15 protein-coding genes are annotated in these 15,023 nt (G+C 34.9%); 8 read left to right on the top strand and 7 right to left on the bottom strand.

Annotation, left to right across the window (positions count from 1 at the left end):
• Nucleotides 1–804 precede the first annotated feature (804 nt).
• The gene (locus ACPUVN_RS03615) at nt 805–1,107 is read right to left on the bottom strand and encodes a DUF3301 domain-containing protein (RefSeq protein ID WP_426357969.1); all 303 of its coding nucleotides are present in this window, start codon (nt 1,105–1,107) and stop codon (nt 805–807) included.
• Between the two features lie 5 nt (nt 1,108–1,112).
• Nucleotides 1,113–2,150, bottom strand: coding sequence for a DUF3549 family protein (locus ACPUVN_RS03620; protein ID WP_426357968.1), 1,038 nt, complete (start codon nt 2,148–2,150; stop codon nt 1,113–1,115).
• A gap of 185 nt (nt 2,151–2,335) precedes the next feature.
• Here ACPUVN_RS03620 and truC point away from each other — a divergent pair, with 185 nt between their 5' ends.
• Together truC and tnpA are read left to right on the top strand one after the other, a co-directional pair.
• Entirely contained in the window at nt 2,336–3,100 is a 765-nt protein-coding gene (gene truC / locus ACPUVN_RS03625) for a tRNA pseudouridine(65) synthase TruC (protein WP_426357967.1), read from the top strand.
• A gap of 178 nt (nt 3,101–3,278) precedes the next feature.
• Entirely contained in the window at nt 3,279–3,722 is a 444-nt protein-coding gene (gene tnpA / locus ACPUVN_RS03630; protein ID WP_426369983.1) for an IS200/IS605 family transposase, read from the top strand.
• Between the two features lie 26 nt (nt 3,723–3,748).
• On the opposite strand, the gene ACPUVN_RS03635 is transcribed toward tnpA, so the two are convergent.
• The 5 genes from ACPUVN_RS03635 to ACPUVN_RS03655 all read right to left on the bottom strand — a co-directional run bounded on the left by ACPUVN_RS03635 (nt 3,749) and on the right by ACPUVN_RS03655 (nt 9,472).
• Entirely contained in the window at nt 3,749–4,093 is a 345-nt protein-coding gene (locus ACPUVN_RS03635; protein ID WP_426357966.1) for a hypothetical protein, read from the bottom strand.
• 255 nt (nt 4,094–4,348) lie between these two features.
• The gene (gene dapD / locus ACPUVN_RS03640) at nt 4,349–5,173 is read right to left on the bottom strand and encodes a 2,3,4,5-tetrahydropyridine-2,6-dicarboxylate N-succinyltransferase (RefSeq protein WP_426357965.1); all 825 of its coding nucleotides are present in this window, start codon (nt 5,171–5,173) and stop codon (nt 4,349–4,351) included.
• A 24-nt stretch (nt 5,174–5,197) separates the two neighbouring features.
• Nucleotides 5,198–7,834 (bottom strand): [protein-PII] uridylyltransferase, encoded by a 2,637-nt coding sequence (gene glnD / locus ACPUVN_RS03645; protein WP_426369984.1) that lies wholly within the window; start codon nt 7,832–7,834, stop codon nt 5,198–5,200.
• 53 nt (nt 7,835–7,887) lie between these two features.
• Nucleotides 7,888–8,676: a type I methionyl aminopeptidase gene (gene map / locus ACPUVN_RS03650; protein WP_426369985.1), complete on the bottom strand. Its 789-nt coding sequence runs from the start codon at nt 8,674–8,676 to the stop codon at nt 7,888–7,890.
• A 130-nt stretch (nt 8,677–8,806) separates the two neighbouring features.
• Nucleotides 8,807–9,472 carry a hypothetical protein gene (locus ACPUVN_RS03655; protein ID WP_426357962.1) on the bottom strand — a complete coding sequence of 222 codons (666 nt, stop codon included), beginning with the start codon at nt 9,470–9,472 and terminating at the stop codon, nt 8,807–8,809.
• Nucleotides 9,473–9,760: 288 nt separating this feature from the next.
• Between ACPUVN_RS03655 and rpsB the strand changes: the two genes are divergently transcribed.
• The 6 genes from rpsB to ACPUVN_RS03685 all read left to right on the top strand — a co-directional run bounded on the left by rpsB (nt 9,761) and on the right by ACPUVN_RS03685 (nt 15,022).
• Nucleotides 9,761–10,489, top strand: coding sequence for a 30S ribosomal protein S2 (gene rpsB / locus ACPUVN_RS03660; RefSeq protein ID WP_426357961.1), 729 nt, complete (start codon nt 9,761–9,763; stop codon nt 10,487–10,489).
• 153 nt (nt 10,490–10,642) lie between these two features.
• A complete protein-coding gene (gene tsf, locus ACPUVN_RS03665; RefSeq protein WP_426357960.1) occupies nt 10,643–11,503 on the top strand; it encodes a translation elongation factor Ts in 861 nt (286 codons plus the stop codon).
• 153 nt (nt 11,504–11,656) lie between these two features.
• Entirely contained in the window at nt 11,657–12,397 is a 741-nt protein-coding gene (gene pyrH / locus ACPUVN_RS03670; protein ID WP_426357959.1) for a UMP kinase, read from the top strand.
• 16 nt (nt 12,398–12,413) lie between these two features.
• Complete coding sequence (gene frr, locus ACPUVN_RS03675) at nt 12,414–12,971, top strand: ribosome recycling factor (protein ID WP_426357958.1); 558 nt, start codon at nt 12,414–12,416, stop codon at nt 12,969–12,971.
• A 293-nt stretch (nt 12,972–13,264) separates the two neighbouring features.
• Entirely contained in the window at nt 13,265–14,005 is a 741-nt protein-coding gene (uppS, locus tag ACPUVN_RS03680) for a polyprenyl diphosphate synthase (RefSeq protein WP_426357957.1), read from the top strand.
• A 150-nt stretch (nt 14,006–14,155) separates the two neighbouring features.
• Nucleotides 14,156–15,022, top strand: a complete 867-nt coding sequence (locus ACPUVN_RS03685) for a phosphatidate cytidylyltransferase (RefSeq protein WP_426369986.1) — start codon at nt 14,156–14,158, stop codon at nt 15,020–15,022.
• Nucleotide 15,023: the final 1 nt, after the last annotated feature.

Genomic DNA, 15,023 nt, shown 5'->3' on the forward strand with positions numbered 1-15,023 from the left:
AAAAATAGTTTTATTTTTGTACAAATCAATTTAAAGTGAATAAACAATCATAATTATCTATTGGATTATTGAATAGATAATTAAAAAATTGGGTTAATTAAGAAAGGCAATGTAAGACATGTCTTACATTAGTGTAGGATATAAAGCTTTTTTCGTACTTAGATACATTTTGTTTACATTCTAACTTGCTGAATTATATTGTTATTGTGTTTTTTTGTGTGTAAGCGTTTACATTTTTGTAATGTTTTTACTTTAGTATGGTTCGCATAATTATTTTTAAGCGTATTATATCTCTGGTCAGGAAGACAGTCAGTCAGGATGATTGATTAGTAATGGAGTTACGCAAAAGGAATTTATAAGGACATACTGTATATGATAATACATGGATGTGTGCATTAGGATGATGCTAAAAATAGATTTTTAATAACTCGGAGTAGTTATTGCCAGGAAGGTATGAAGGACAACGAAGGATTCGTTTAAGGAAAACTAAGGATAGTTATTAAGGATGATGCTAAAGATTTAATAACTCGGAGTAGTTATTGCCAGGAAGGTATGAAGGACAACGAAAGATTCGTTTAGGGAATGCTAAGGATAGTTATTAAGGATGATGCTAAAGATTTAATAACTCGGAGTAGTTATTGCCAGGAAGGTATGAAGGACAACGAAAGATTCGTTTAGGGAATGCTAAGGATAGTTATTAAGGATGATGTGGGAACACTAATTGCAGGATGCAATTTATAAGCTAGTTAAAAAATGCGGCTCTTTGAGTCGCATTTTTTTTATTTAAAATTTGAGGCTTATAAATTAATTTATTTTATAAGGAGGCATATTAACATTGTCGACTTTATAGCCTCTTAACTGCATTTCACCTAAGTACGATGACTCACCATCACCACTAAATTCAAATTCAAAAATACTCATCCAATGAGGACCATGCTGTTTACTGAAACGGATCCTACTCGATTTTCTCGCGAGTGATATAAATTGTAAACTTTCGGTATTACAGTAGTGATTGATGTGGTTTCGTGCATATTCTGATATTTTTCTTAAATGAATAAAATACCAAAACACAAGGCCAACAATCAGTAAGTAGTAAATGTTTTCCATGAGGTTTAGCCTTTATTTGTTGTTTGAAAAATATAACCAATAGCGCGCGATAGGGCGTCACTTCTTTCTGGAGCTCTCATTACTTCAAATACTTTGGGGCGCAATGACGGTATAGCAACTAAATCTTTAAATATTTCTGTAAATAATTCAACATCATCATGTTTAGCAATGGCTTCTAAATAGCTTAATAAGATTTCTGTATTGTCGAAAACATCCCATAATCGCCCCGCAAATAAAATGAGTGTATTTACTGATAAAGATTCGTCTTGCTTAAGTAATGAATTGATATAAGTTACCACTAATGGGTGTGAACTTGAGCTTGATAATCCTCTCAATAAATTACTTTTTGTGTTTTCATCAAGGTTTGCTTGTTGAAGTTTATTGAGTATCGCTTCAATTAAGCCAAGTGGTAGTTTCTGGTTTTCTAGTGCGGTGCATAAAGGGTTAATGACTTCATCAGGCAATAAATTAAATGAGCGTGTTAGTTGCTGCGCATTATTTGATTCATTAATTTTTGAAGCAAAGTCGTTTATACCTTGTACACCAATATTCTGCCAATTGTCCCAGCCTAAATCGCCAGATATATATTGAGTGAATAAGCCGTGATGCTCGCTCATTTCTCGTTTTAGTTCAGTGTTAACAATACTGTTTAATGCTGCTAATTTGTATTGCGCAGGGGTAAAATGATAAGGATTATTTTTAAGTAATTCTTCCTGCTTTTCTGACGGGGTATCTGTAATGTTATTGCCAAGTGCTTCAATAATAATGGCTATATAATGATTTCTTGCACCTTGATTCAATAAACCTCTTTCATCTAGCGGTAATTTTATAAACCAAATAAAAGGTTGTTGTGAATTTTTTTGCCAAAATACGATAGCTAAACAAGCATTAGCCTGGGTAGGGTAAGGGTAGGGTAGCTGATTTAATTCTATTTTATTAAAGGTGTCTTTAGATATTTTATCTATTTTTCGGCCAAGATCGTAAACTCTGAATTGAGAACCTGATAAAGAAAGTAATTCTGATATAGAAGAAATAGTAGTCATAGTTAAAATATGTATCGAATAATAAGCGCATTATAGAGATAATAGAAAGTGAACTCCACGTAAAAACTTTAGATACCCACATTTAGATAGCTTTAGCTGCTTTGCCTTATATATATCTAGGTAAAGAGGGCTTATGCGTATTTTTAAATCTTTATTTAATAACTTTAGATTAGTGATAAATAGTAATGACTGAATTATTCGAAAACCAAGATGAAGATCTTGAAAAACCTGTTTTAAAAATACTTTACCAAGATGAATATTTGGTTGCTGTAGATAAACCTTCAGGGCTTTTTGTACACAGAAGCTATATGGACAGAGATGAAATTTATTTTGCTTTGCAATTAGTACGTGATCAAGTTGGGCAATATGTTTATCCATTACATCGTTTAGACCGACCGACTTCAGGTGTATTACTTTTTGGTTTAAATCAAGAGGTAGCGCGTTTGATGGGAGAAGCCTTTACTAATAAAACGATTCAAAAAACTTATTATGCCCTTACTCGTGGACATTTAATGGGCGAAGATTTGGTGGATTATGCGCTAAAAGAGAAGCTAGATAAGCTAGGTGATAAGTACGTTGATCCTAATAAGGAAGCTCAAGAAGCGCAAACTCATTATCAATCTATAGGTACGGCGACATTAAATGAAACGGTAGGTAAGTTTGATTCGGTGCGATACTCTTTGATTAAATTAATGCCAGTAACAGGAAGAAGACATCAAATAAGACGTCATTTGGCTCATTTACGTCATCCAATTATTGGTGATATAAATTATGGGGATAATAAACAAAACCCATTTTTTAATGAGTATTTTGGCTTTAAGCGATTAATGTTACATGCTCGTCAACTTGAGTTTACTCATCCAATAACGAATGAAGCAGTTAAAATACAGGCTGACTTTGATGAACAATGGTTAGATGTGTTTAAACAATTAGATTTAACGTGTGATTAACGGGTTTAAGCTGGTTAATCACTAAATAAGACGTTTTATATTTATAAGATCATAGGTTTAAAAATCGTTGAGTTTATACTGCAATCAACGATTTAACTAGCGAAGCGTAAATCTCGGGGGCTTGCCCCCGTGCTGGATAGTGTATACTGGGGGGACCCCAGTAAATGCTATTCTTCATATGGAACTTCAAAGAAATACACATCATGTCTTTAGATTAATGTACCACTTTGTGTGGATACCAAAGTATCGACACAAAGTCTTCATTGAACCTTATCGTTCAACAATGAAAGCAATTATTCAAAAAGTAGGATATGACTACGATATTGATATCGTAGAGTTAGAAATTCCGAGTGACCATATTCATATGGTTATTAGAGGGATCCCTAAACAGTCGCCAAGCGATGTTATGCAAATAATTAAAAGTATAACTGCTTGTGAGTTTTTTAGAAGTTATCCTGAAATTAAAAAGCAGTATTTCTGGGGCGGTAAATTATGGACACAAAGCTTTTTTGTTGAAACGATTGGTAACGCAACAGAAGAAGTTATCAGGAAATATGTTCAAGAACAGTTAATCGAATTAGATGGTAAAGAAATTAATAGCGATCCACTGAACTTGTTTTGAAACTCGGTCGCTTGCGGCCGAGAATTTTATATGTCATTGGCTTTAGCTATTGGACCTTGAATATTAATCGCGTTGATATCGTTATTAATCAGGAATTCAAATCGGTTAACAGGCGCAGAGTTATCTATTAACTTAGGTCCTTTAAGTGATACCGCATTCACAAAAACATCACCGTAGTAACTTTCACGTTGTTGCTGAAACGCTAACATTAATTGTTGATCTGCTGTTACAGGTCGGTTCATCAAAGACATTAATAAATAATGATCGGAAACTAAGGGCTTTTTAATAAGCTGCATTGGCTTCGGGGTTGAATTACACGCCGTAAGAAATACACCTAAAATACACGCCGTAACTATATTAATTATTTTCATAACACACTCTTTATTTAAAACCTATAAGTTAGGTATATCAAGTGCTATGCCAATATTTTAATTTAATGATTTGTATAGGATTTATTAGGGGAGTGTGGTTTTTCTAACGGTGTTAATTTAATGTTAATTAGCTGTGTCAAATTAATGACAATAAAAAAGCAGCCTATATATTCATAAATTTTATGGATATATAGGCTGCTTTTAAAATTACTTTTTTACGTTATAACTATTGTACTTAATCAGGCGATTAGCTGATTAATCGATAGTACGTAATAATTCATTTAAACCTGTTTTACCTAACGTTTTAGCGTCAACTTTTTTAACGATTACTGCACAGTAAAGGCTGTAAGTTCCACACTTAGATGGCATGTTACCAGCCACTACTACAGAACCAGCAGGAACACGACCGTAAGTTACTTCACCTGTTTCACGATCTAAAATCTTAGTTGATTGACCGATGTAAACGCCCATTGAAATTACAGAACCTCTTTCAACAACAACACCTTCAACGATTTCAGAACGAGCACCAATGAAACAATCATCTTCAATAATTGTAGGACCAGCTTGTAGAGGTTCTAAAACACCACCTATGCCAACACCACCAGATAAGTGAACATTCTTACCAATTTGTGCACATGAACCAACGGTTGCCCAAGTATCAATCATAGTACCTTCGTCAACAAACGCACCAATGTTAACAAATGAAGGCATTACAACAACGTTCTTACCAATGAAGCTACCAGTACGAACAGAAGCACCAGGTACTACACGAACGCCGTCAGCTTTAAATTCTTCGTTGCCGTAGTTTGAATATTTCATAGGTACTTTATCGTAAAACTTACTTTCTGCGCCGTCTAACGTTTCGTTATCCCAAATACGGAAAGATAAAAGTACCGCTTTTTTAAGCCATTGATGAACAACCCATTCGCCGTCTATGTATTCAGCAACACGAGCTGAACCATTGTTTAAAGCATCTAAAGCATCTAAAACTGCTTGTTTAACTACTGGAGTTACTGTTAATGGAGAGATGTCAGCACGGTCTTCAAATGCTTGTTCAATAATACTTTGTAATTCAGACATTATATTTCCTAATTTGTTCTAAAGTTAATTTGAATGAGATGTTTTGTCACACAACATTACCGTGAGAGCTTCTTGCTCTTCTAATGTAAGTGCTTGGTTAAATTTGTTTGATAACGTAAATACATCTTCTGCTTTTTCACCAAAGGTTGTAATTTTGGCTGAATGGATTTGCACCTCACACTTCTGAAAAACTTCAGCAATACTTGCTAAAAGCCCTGGTGTATCAAGTGTTAGTATTTCAAGCATGGTTGTATTTTTAGCTTTGGTTTTCGTTTCAATAAAGCTAACTTGCGTCGGTATATCAAACTGTTGAAATCTTTTAGCTAAAGGTTTTGGTTTTATTAAACACTGAGAAGCAGACAATACTTCAGTGAGTGCTTTTTCAATTATATTTGCTCTTTCAATATCATCAATCGGTTCACCTTGTTGATCAAGTACTACAAAGGTATTTGCTGTGTAGCCTTTTTTGGTGGTGATGATTTTCGCGTCATGAATCGATAACTGTTTAGAGCCCAATAATGAAACAATATTATAAAAAATATTCGATTGATCTTTAGTGTAAACAAAAACCTCAGTACCGCCTCTAAAAGGGGTGGGGTTTAGAATAACTAAAGGTATTTTTTTATTATGATTTAAAATATGTCTGCTGTGCCAAGTGATCTGTTCTGGGCCGTAACGTAGGAAGTAGTCAGATTTAAATTCTTGCCATACTTTAGTGATTTGAGTCTCTGTAAAGTTGTAGGTTAGCAGTAACTCAGAAGCCAGTTGTTGGTTTTCACGTACTTTAGCGCGTAAATCTACAGGTTTTTCTAAACCTCTTAGGAATGCACGTTTAGTACTGTAATAAAGCTCTTGTAAAAGGTTCGACTTCCAGTTGTTCCATAAACTTTCATTTGTTGCACGCATATCGGCAACTGTTAGACAGTATAGGTAATCTAGATGGGTTTCATCTCGAATAATGTCAGCGAATTCTTTTATGATATTAGGATCTGAAATATCTCTACGTTGTGCAGTTACCGACATTAATAAATGATGTTTAACTAACCATGAAATTAATCGCCCATCGTGATCACTTAATTGATGTAATTTTGCAAAGTTCAGTGCATCTATAGCGCCTAGCTTAGCGTGATCTCCACCTCTACCTTTGGCTATATCGTGAAATATACCCGCAATATAAAGTAATTCAGGCTTACGTACACGTTGCACTAGCTTGCTACAAAGTGGGAACTCTTTGTTGAATTCAGGTTGGCTAAACTTGTATAAGTTTTTGATTAATCGGTAGCTATGTTCATCAACTGAATAGGCATGAAATAAATCAAATTGCATTTGACCAACAATGTTACGCCATTCAGGTAAGTAGGCATCTAAAATTGAATGTCTGTGCATTAAGGTAAATGCTACGCCTAAACCTTTTGGATGCCTCATTAATTTCATGAAGGCTTTTCTTGAGTCTGCGTAATCCATTAAACATGATACAAAACGACGACGCGCATTTCTCATTAAACGTAAGGTGTCGGGATGTAAATCTGTTATTTCATCATGTTCTGCTATCAGTAATAGCATTTCCATAATTTTATTTGAACGGGTAAATATACGCTGATTAGTTACTTTTATTTGTCCATCAACAATGACGAATTCGTCGTTGATTGGCGTAACTTTTTTATATTTATTTTCATTGATGATAACGTATTCAAAATGTTGAAGTAACATTTTGTTTAATTCGGCAACACGACCAATGATTCTGAAAAAACGTTTCATCATTCTTTCAACAGCTAGCTTTCCACCGTCACCAAAACCAAGGAGTTCAGCTACACTGGCTTGATGATCAAACAGTAATCTATTTTCATTTCTGCTCGCTACAAAGTGTAAAGCAAAGCGCATACGCCATAGGTAATCTTGACACTCTACTAATTCGAAATACTCATTAATAGTAAGGTATTTATGTTCAACAAGCTCTTCAAGCGAGTCGGCAATAAAGTGACGTTTTGCTACCCAACCAATGGTTTGTATATCTCGTAAACCACCAGGATTAGCTTTTAGGTTAGGCTCAAGAGTGTAAGAGGCGCCATGGTATTGTTTGTGTCGATTATATTGTTCGTCACGTTTGGCAATGAAGAATTTTTTTGAGGTCCAGAATACGTCTTGATTCAATAAGGGTTGAAGTTGTTCAGTTAATGCTTCGTTACCGCATATTTGACGCATTTCCATTAAGTTTGTTGCAATAGTTACGTCGTTAATGGCTTGCTTTAAACATTCTTTTACGCTGCGAACACTGTGACCTATGTCTAACTTTACATCCCATAGTTGGGTAATAAAGGTAGATATTTTTTCTTCTAAATCTTTGTCAGTTTTTTCTTGAGTTAATAAAAGAATATCAACATCAGAATAAGGGTGTAATTCAGCTCGACCATAACCACCAACAGCAATTAAGCTAATTTGGTATTCATCAAGTTCATGCTGAGACCACAGTTTGGTTAAAATATTATCCACAAATTCAGCTCTAGCATTTACTAGAGCTGTAATATCTTCAACAGGAAAAATTTCTTTTTGCCATTCTTGAAATTCAACGCCTATTTTACAAATTTCAGCACTAGAAATAAAAGGAGCACTGATCGCTAGCGGCTCAACAAATTGACTTGGCAAGGTAGATTCAGTGGTCACTGTTTTCTTCTTATAGTAATTAATTAAAGTTGTTAGCATGATTTGAGTAGACGCTAGTTGTGTAACATTCTTGTTATCGTTTCTTCTTTACGTAACGTAAGGACTTCACAACCCGTTTTGGTTACTACTATTGTATGTTCCCATTGAGCTGACTTTTTACCGTCTATTGTATAAACCGTCCAGTTATCTTCTTTATCAAGGATGGTATTAGCACGACCTAAGTTGATCATCGGTTCTATAGTGAAACACATGCCTTCTTCCATTTTGGTATTGTCATTATTTTTATAATGAACAATTTGAGGCTCTTCATGAAATACTTCACCAATACCGTGACCACAATATTCTTTAACAATAGAATAACGACCTGATTTTTTGATAAACTTTTGAATAGCTGTGCCAATTTCGCCGAAGGTAACACCTGGTTTTACTTTTTTCATACCGATGTAAAGTGCTTCTTGCGTAATACGACATAAACGACTGTCTTCAGGCGTTACATCACCAATAAAAAACATTTTGCTGGTATCGCCATGAAAACCATCTTTAATAACGGTAATGTCGATATTTAAAATATCACCATCTTTTAGCTCTATATCATCAGGGATACCATGACAAACAACATGGTTAACTGAGGTACAAATAGACTTTGGAAATCCGTGATAGTCTAAAGGTGCAGATATTGCGTTTTGTACCTTCTCTGTATACTCAGCACAAATGGTGTTCAATTGGTCAGTAGTAATGCCCGCCTTTATATGCGGCTCTATCATTTCTAATACGTCTGCAGCAAGTTGTCCTGCTATACGCATTTTTGCAATATCTTCCTGACTTTTTATAGCGATTCCCATTAATGCCTCATTTAATTAATTTTCGTTTGATTTTATGTATAAATATAAACAGGTTTTAAAAAATTAACGCTGTTTTTAGACGCGCTATTTTGCCTAAATGTTCATATTTTGTCTATCGTGTTTTTTTCAGCTAATCGTTAGCTAACTCAAGATCAATCGCTTCTACAATTGCTTTTGGATGCTTTAGATAAAGATTATGATTTAATAAAATAAGTCTTTCATCTATAGCGAGTAACAGAGCAGGGATAGCTTTTGTACCCATGATGTCTTGTAATTCTTCAAGGCTGCTTAATAATATTTCAGCATCTTTTGTGAATTTTTCTAGCGTGAATACCTTATTAGGTGGTGAAAGCTTAAATTCACTTACTATTTCACTCATGTCATCAAAAGAACGTAATTCGTTCGCTTGTTCAAAGTGTGCTGTGAAAATTGAATTTAATACTTCTAAACCTATATGAGGTACTTTGTTAGAAACCCAAGACATAACGTTAGCCGTTAAGGTTGAATCTTTAGCTTGTTTTAGTTGAGCCATATAAGCATCACTAAATATAGTAGCGCTATCGTCTTCAATAGTTTCGATAGTTTTTTTAGAAATATTCTCATCACCTTCATAACGCGCACAATGTAATAAGTTAAGCGTAAATTCAGGATGAGCAGCCATAATTTCATTAACTAATGGAAGCGTTACATAGCTCCAAGGGCAATGAGTATCGTAAATATAAAATAGTTGTACAGACATAGTTATTAACATTTGATTACTTTGTGCTAATTTTAACGCGCTATGACCCATTAGCATAGAATATTCTTAACTACGATATTCATTTTCGTTAATTAATATTATTTAACGCCATTTCTAGCAAAAAAGCCTGACTTATGGTATAAAGTGCGCCGCTAATAATCTACATAGTATTTGTTATGTGTTGTTAAGCAAAACTGAATTAACAATTGATGTTGATTTTAAATATAAACTCACATACATCTCGCAAAGATATACTAGGGTGCTCAGCTAAATCATATTAAATGATGAAGCATTTAAGAGTCTTGTATATTAGGTGTATGAACGCTTAACCCTAAAGGAAAAATCATGCCAAACGTTTCAATGCGCGATATGCTTAAAGCCGGTGTACATTTCGGTCACAAAACCCGTTACTGGAATCCAAAAATGAAAAGCTACATTTTTGGTGCTCGCGATAAAGTTCATATCATCAACCTAGAACAAACTGTACCAATGTTTAACGAAGCACTTGCTTTTATTAACAACGTTTCTTCTAAGAAAGGTAAAGTTTTGTTTGTAGGTACTAAACGTGCTGCAAGCGATGCAATCAAAGATGCTGCAATCAAATGTGATCAATTCTACGTTAATCACCGGTGGTTAGGTGGTATGTTGACTAACTGGAAAACAGTTCGTCAATCTATCAAGCGTCTAAAAGATTTAGAAGCACAAAGCTCTGACGGTACTTTTGAAGCTCTTACTAAGAAAGAAGCTTTAATGCGTACACGTGAAATGGAAAAGCTTGAAAAAAGCCTTGGTGGAATTAAAAACATGGGTGGTTTACCTGATGCTTTATTCATCATCGATGCTGATCATGAGCACATTTCTATTAAAGAAGCTAACAACTTAGGCATTCCAGTAATCGCTGTAGTTGATACAAACTCTAACCCAGACGGTGTTGATTACATCGTACCTGGTAACGATGATGCTATCCGTGCTGTGACTTTATACCTAGATTCTGCTGCAAACGCAGTTCTAGAAGGTCGTGAGCAAAACATCGTTGTTCAAGCTGAAAAAGACGGTTTTGTAGAAGCTGAGTAATTAGCTCTTAACGTTTATTTCATGTGGCGATAATAAAGTTTCTTTATTATCGCCAACTTATTTAATACTTATGCCCAAAACTTTATGGAGTATTTATCTTAAAGATAAACTTTACTCTTTGTACGGGGATAACTAAAAATTAGGAATTAACTCATGCAAATTACTGCTGCAATGGTTAAAGAATTACGTGAACGCACAGCTGCGGGCATGATGGATTGTAAAAAAGCTTTACAAGAAGCTGAAGGCGACATGGAACTTGCGATTGAGAACATGCGTAAGAACGGTCAAGCTAAAGCTGCTAAAAAAGCAGGTAACATCGCTGCTGAAGGTCAAATCATCATTAAAGATGGCGTATTAGTTGAAGTTAACTGTCAAACTGATTTCGTAGCAAAAGATGATAACTTTTTAGCATTTGCTAACAAAGTTGCAGATGCTGCTGCCGCTTCAAAAGTAACAATTGAAGAACTTCAAACACAGTTTGAAGAAGAGCGTATTGCTCTAGTGACTAAAATTGGTGAAAACATCAATGTTCGTCGCGTAGCTTATGTTGAAGGTACTACTTTAGCTACTTACAAACATGGTGCTACTATTGGTGTTATTGTTTCTGGTGAAGGTGATGCTGATTCACTTAAGCACATTGCAATGCACGTTGCTGCAAGCAAGCCAGAATACATCAACCCTGAAGATGTTCCTGCTAGCGTAGTAGAAAACGAACAACGCATTCAGTTAGATATCTTAAAAGCTGAAAATGATGCTCTTGAAGAAAACAAGAAAAAGCCTGTTGATTTATTAGAAAAAATCATCATTGGTCGTATGAAGAAATTTACTGGTGAAATTTCTTTAACTGGTCAAGCTTTCATCATGGAACCTAAGAAAACTGTAGGCGCAATACTTAAAGAAAAAGGTATTACGGTTTCTAGCTTCGTACGTTTAGAAGTTGGTGAAGGTATCGAGAAGAAAGAAGAAGATTTTGCTGCTGAAGTTGAAGCTCAAATTGCTGCGGCAAAAGCTTAATTTTTAAACGCTTTTAACGTTTAATTAACTTTAGAGACGCTTATTTTGTAAATATACTTTCGATAGTTAGCTAAACGTACTAGAATAGCCGCGACCAAATAAGGTCTCGGCTATTTTTTTTCATCTTAAGAAAAGTACAGGAATGTTTTTTATATGAGCGTGAATCCCAAACCAACATATCGACGTATATTGTTAAAACTTAGTGGTGAGGCCTTAATGGGTTCTGAAGGTTTCGGTATTGACCCGAAAGTTTTAGATCGCATGGCTCAAGAAATCAAAGAACTCATTGAAATGGGAGTTCAAGTTGGCTTAGTTATCGGCGGAGGAAACTTATTCCGTGGTAAAGGACTAGCTGACGCAGGAATGAATCGTGTAGTAGGCGACCAAATGGGTATGCTTGCAACCGTAATGAACGGCTTAGCAATGCGTGATGCTTTACATCGTGCGTTTGTAAATACACGTTTAATGTCAGCAATTGATCTTGCTGGTGTGTGTGACCGTTATAACTGGGCTGAAGCAATCAGCTTATTAAAATCTGGCCGAGTAGTAATATTCAGCGCTGGAACGGGTAATCCATTTTTTACCACTGACTCTGCAGCGTGTTTACGCGGAATCGAAATTGAAGCTGATGTTGTTTTAAAAGCAACTAAAGTTGACGGTATATATTCAGAAGACCCAGTGAAAAATCCTGAAGCAACACTTTATAAGCATTTAACTTATGCTGAAGTACTTGATAAAGAGTTACAAGTTATGGATTTAGCAGCGTTTACATTAGCTCGCGACCATAACATGCCTATTCGAGTATTTAATATGAATAAGCCTGGCTCACTTAAATCTGTTATTTTAGGTGACGACGAAGGTACAATTATCGACCACGCAAAGAATTTAGATTAGTTTTGAGGAATATCACGTGATTAATGAAATTAAAGAAGATGCTCAAGATCGTATGGGTAAAAGTATTGATGCATTAAAGAGCAGTTTAGCCAAAATAAGAACTGGCCGTGCACATGCGTCATTACTTGATAATATTTCTGTAGATTATTACGGAATGGAAACACCACTTAACCAAGTGGGTAATATTTCTGTTCCAGATGCAAGGAATCTAGCGATCACTGTTTTTGACAAAGGAATGATTTCTGCTGTTGAAAAGGCTATTTTAAAGTCTGATTTAGGTTTAAACCCTCAGTCGAATGGTACGTTAATTCGTATTCCACTTCCTCCTTTAACGGAAGAGCGTCGTAAAGACCTTGTTAAAGTAGTACGTGGTGAAGCTGAAGGCGGTAAGATTGCTATCCGTAATATTCGTCGTGATGCAAATTCTGATTACAAAAGCTTATTAAAAGATAAAGAAATTAGTGAAGATGAGCATCATCAAGCAGAAGATGATATTCAAAAAGTAACTGATATATATATTAAGCAGGTTGATGATATATTAACCTCTAAAGAAGCTGAGTTAATGGAAATTTAGTTTTTTAATTGCTTATTACTAAACGCCGTAGATAATACTTGTAAAGTAAGTTTCTGCGGCTTTTTTGTTTCGTAGATAGGTTGTATTTATACCAGATTAACTAATGTCTTATTAAGACAAAGCTTCACAAAAAACGTTATAACAAAATTATTGAGAGAAACATTCAATGATTTTAAGAAGCTAGATTATTATTCGCCATATTACCCGAAGGATATTATTTATTAATGAACTTGGTTGGTTGGGATAGAAATCTAAATTAGTTAGTAGGTTATTTATAAGGTTATAAAGAATAAATGTCAGAAGAAAATCGAAAAATTCCGCAGCACGTAGCCATAATTATGGATGGTAATGGACGTTGGGCGCAATCTCGTTCGAAAGCGAGAGTTGCAGGTCATAAAGCAGGTGTGGAAACTGTTCGTTCTTCTGTTACTACGGCAAGAGAATTAGGTGTTAAAGCGTTAACTCTTTTTGCTTTTAGTAGTGAAAACTGGTTACGTCCAGAGTCTGAAGTTAGTGTGTTGATGGAATTGTTTATGTTTGTATTAACTCGTGAAGTTAAACGCTTACATAAAAACGGTATACGTTTTCAGATCATCGGTGATGTCAGTCGCTTTTCCGCAAAGCTGCAAAAAAAGATCAAAGAATCTGAAACGCTTACCCAAAATAATACTGATATGGTTTTATCTGTTGCTGCCAATTATGGCGGGCGCTGGGATATAACTCAGGCAACAAAAAAAATAGCTGAAAAAGTTAAAAATAATGAGTTAGCGGTAGACGATATCTCTGAACAGCTAATGAATGAACATATCTCTTTAAATGGTTTACCTGAATTAGATTTATTAATTCGAACAGGTGGTGACTATAGAATTAGCAATTTTTTATTGTGGCAAGCTGCCTATGCAGAATTCTATTTTACCGAGACGTTATGGCCAGACTTTAATGATGAAGCTTTTAAAGAAGCTATCTTCTCGTTTGATAAAAGAGAAAGGCGCTTTGGCTTAACAGGCGACCAAATTAAAAACAATCCCGAATAGGGAAGTATGCGAAGACATAGATATTACAGATAAAAGCATATGTTTATTTTTATTTGTGTAATAAAGTGTCCATCAAAATATTTTAGTTTTCATGATTAATAAAATTAAAAAATAATAATAAAAACAACTTTAACGTAAAAAGGGTGAAATTTGTTAAAACATAGAATTATAACAGCGTTAGTATTAGCTCCTGCGACGATAGCAAGTATATTTTATTTACCATTACCTTATTTTTCAGCATTAATGCTTGCTGTAATGGGAATAGGCGCATGGGAGTGGGGTCCTTTAATGGGCTTTGCTAATAAAAGAAGACGAATAGCTTTTGTTATTGTTACAAGTATTTTAATCGCTGCACTTTGGTATTACTTCCCCTTATTAGAATTATGGATAACAACGTCAAAGCTTCAAGAACCCATTATTTATATATTGTGGTTAGCTGTTGCTTGGTGGGTGTTATCAGCTACATTAACTTTCCTTTATCCTCGTTATAGTAAGTTTTGGTCGAGTCATCGCTCTATTAGAGGTGTATTTGGCTGGTTAACGCTTGTTCCTACATGGTTAGCTTTTATTGTTATGCGTAGTAGTGAATACCAAACCGATAGTTATCACGGCGCTCAACTCATTATGTTTTTATTCTTAATGGTTTGGAGTGCGGATATTGGTGCTTATTTTGTGGGTAAATCATTCGGTAAAAATAAATTAATGCCTAATGTAAGCCCAGGTAAAACAATGGAAGGTTTTATTGGTGGTGTTGTAGTTGCTTGTATATTAGTAACTGTTGCAGGCTTAACAATGAGCTGGCAACTAGAGCAGTTTTATCTTGTTATCCCAATTACCATTTTAATTACTACAGTGTCTGTTTTAGGTGACTTAAACGAAAGTATGTTTAAACGCCAAGCAGGTATAAAAGATAGTGGCTCTATTTTACCAGGTCATGGTGGAATATTAGATAGGATTGATAGTTTAACCGCTACTGCTCCTATATATGCCTTATGTTATGCGTTAATAGGCTGGTAGT

Origin of the sequence: Pseudocolwellia antarctica (genome assembly GCF_049933045.1) — a bacterium.
Taxonomy (GTDB): domain Bacteria; phylum Pseudomonadota; class Gammaproteobacteria; order Enterobacterales; family Alteromonadaceae; genus Pseudocolwellia.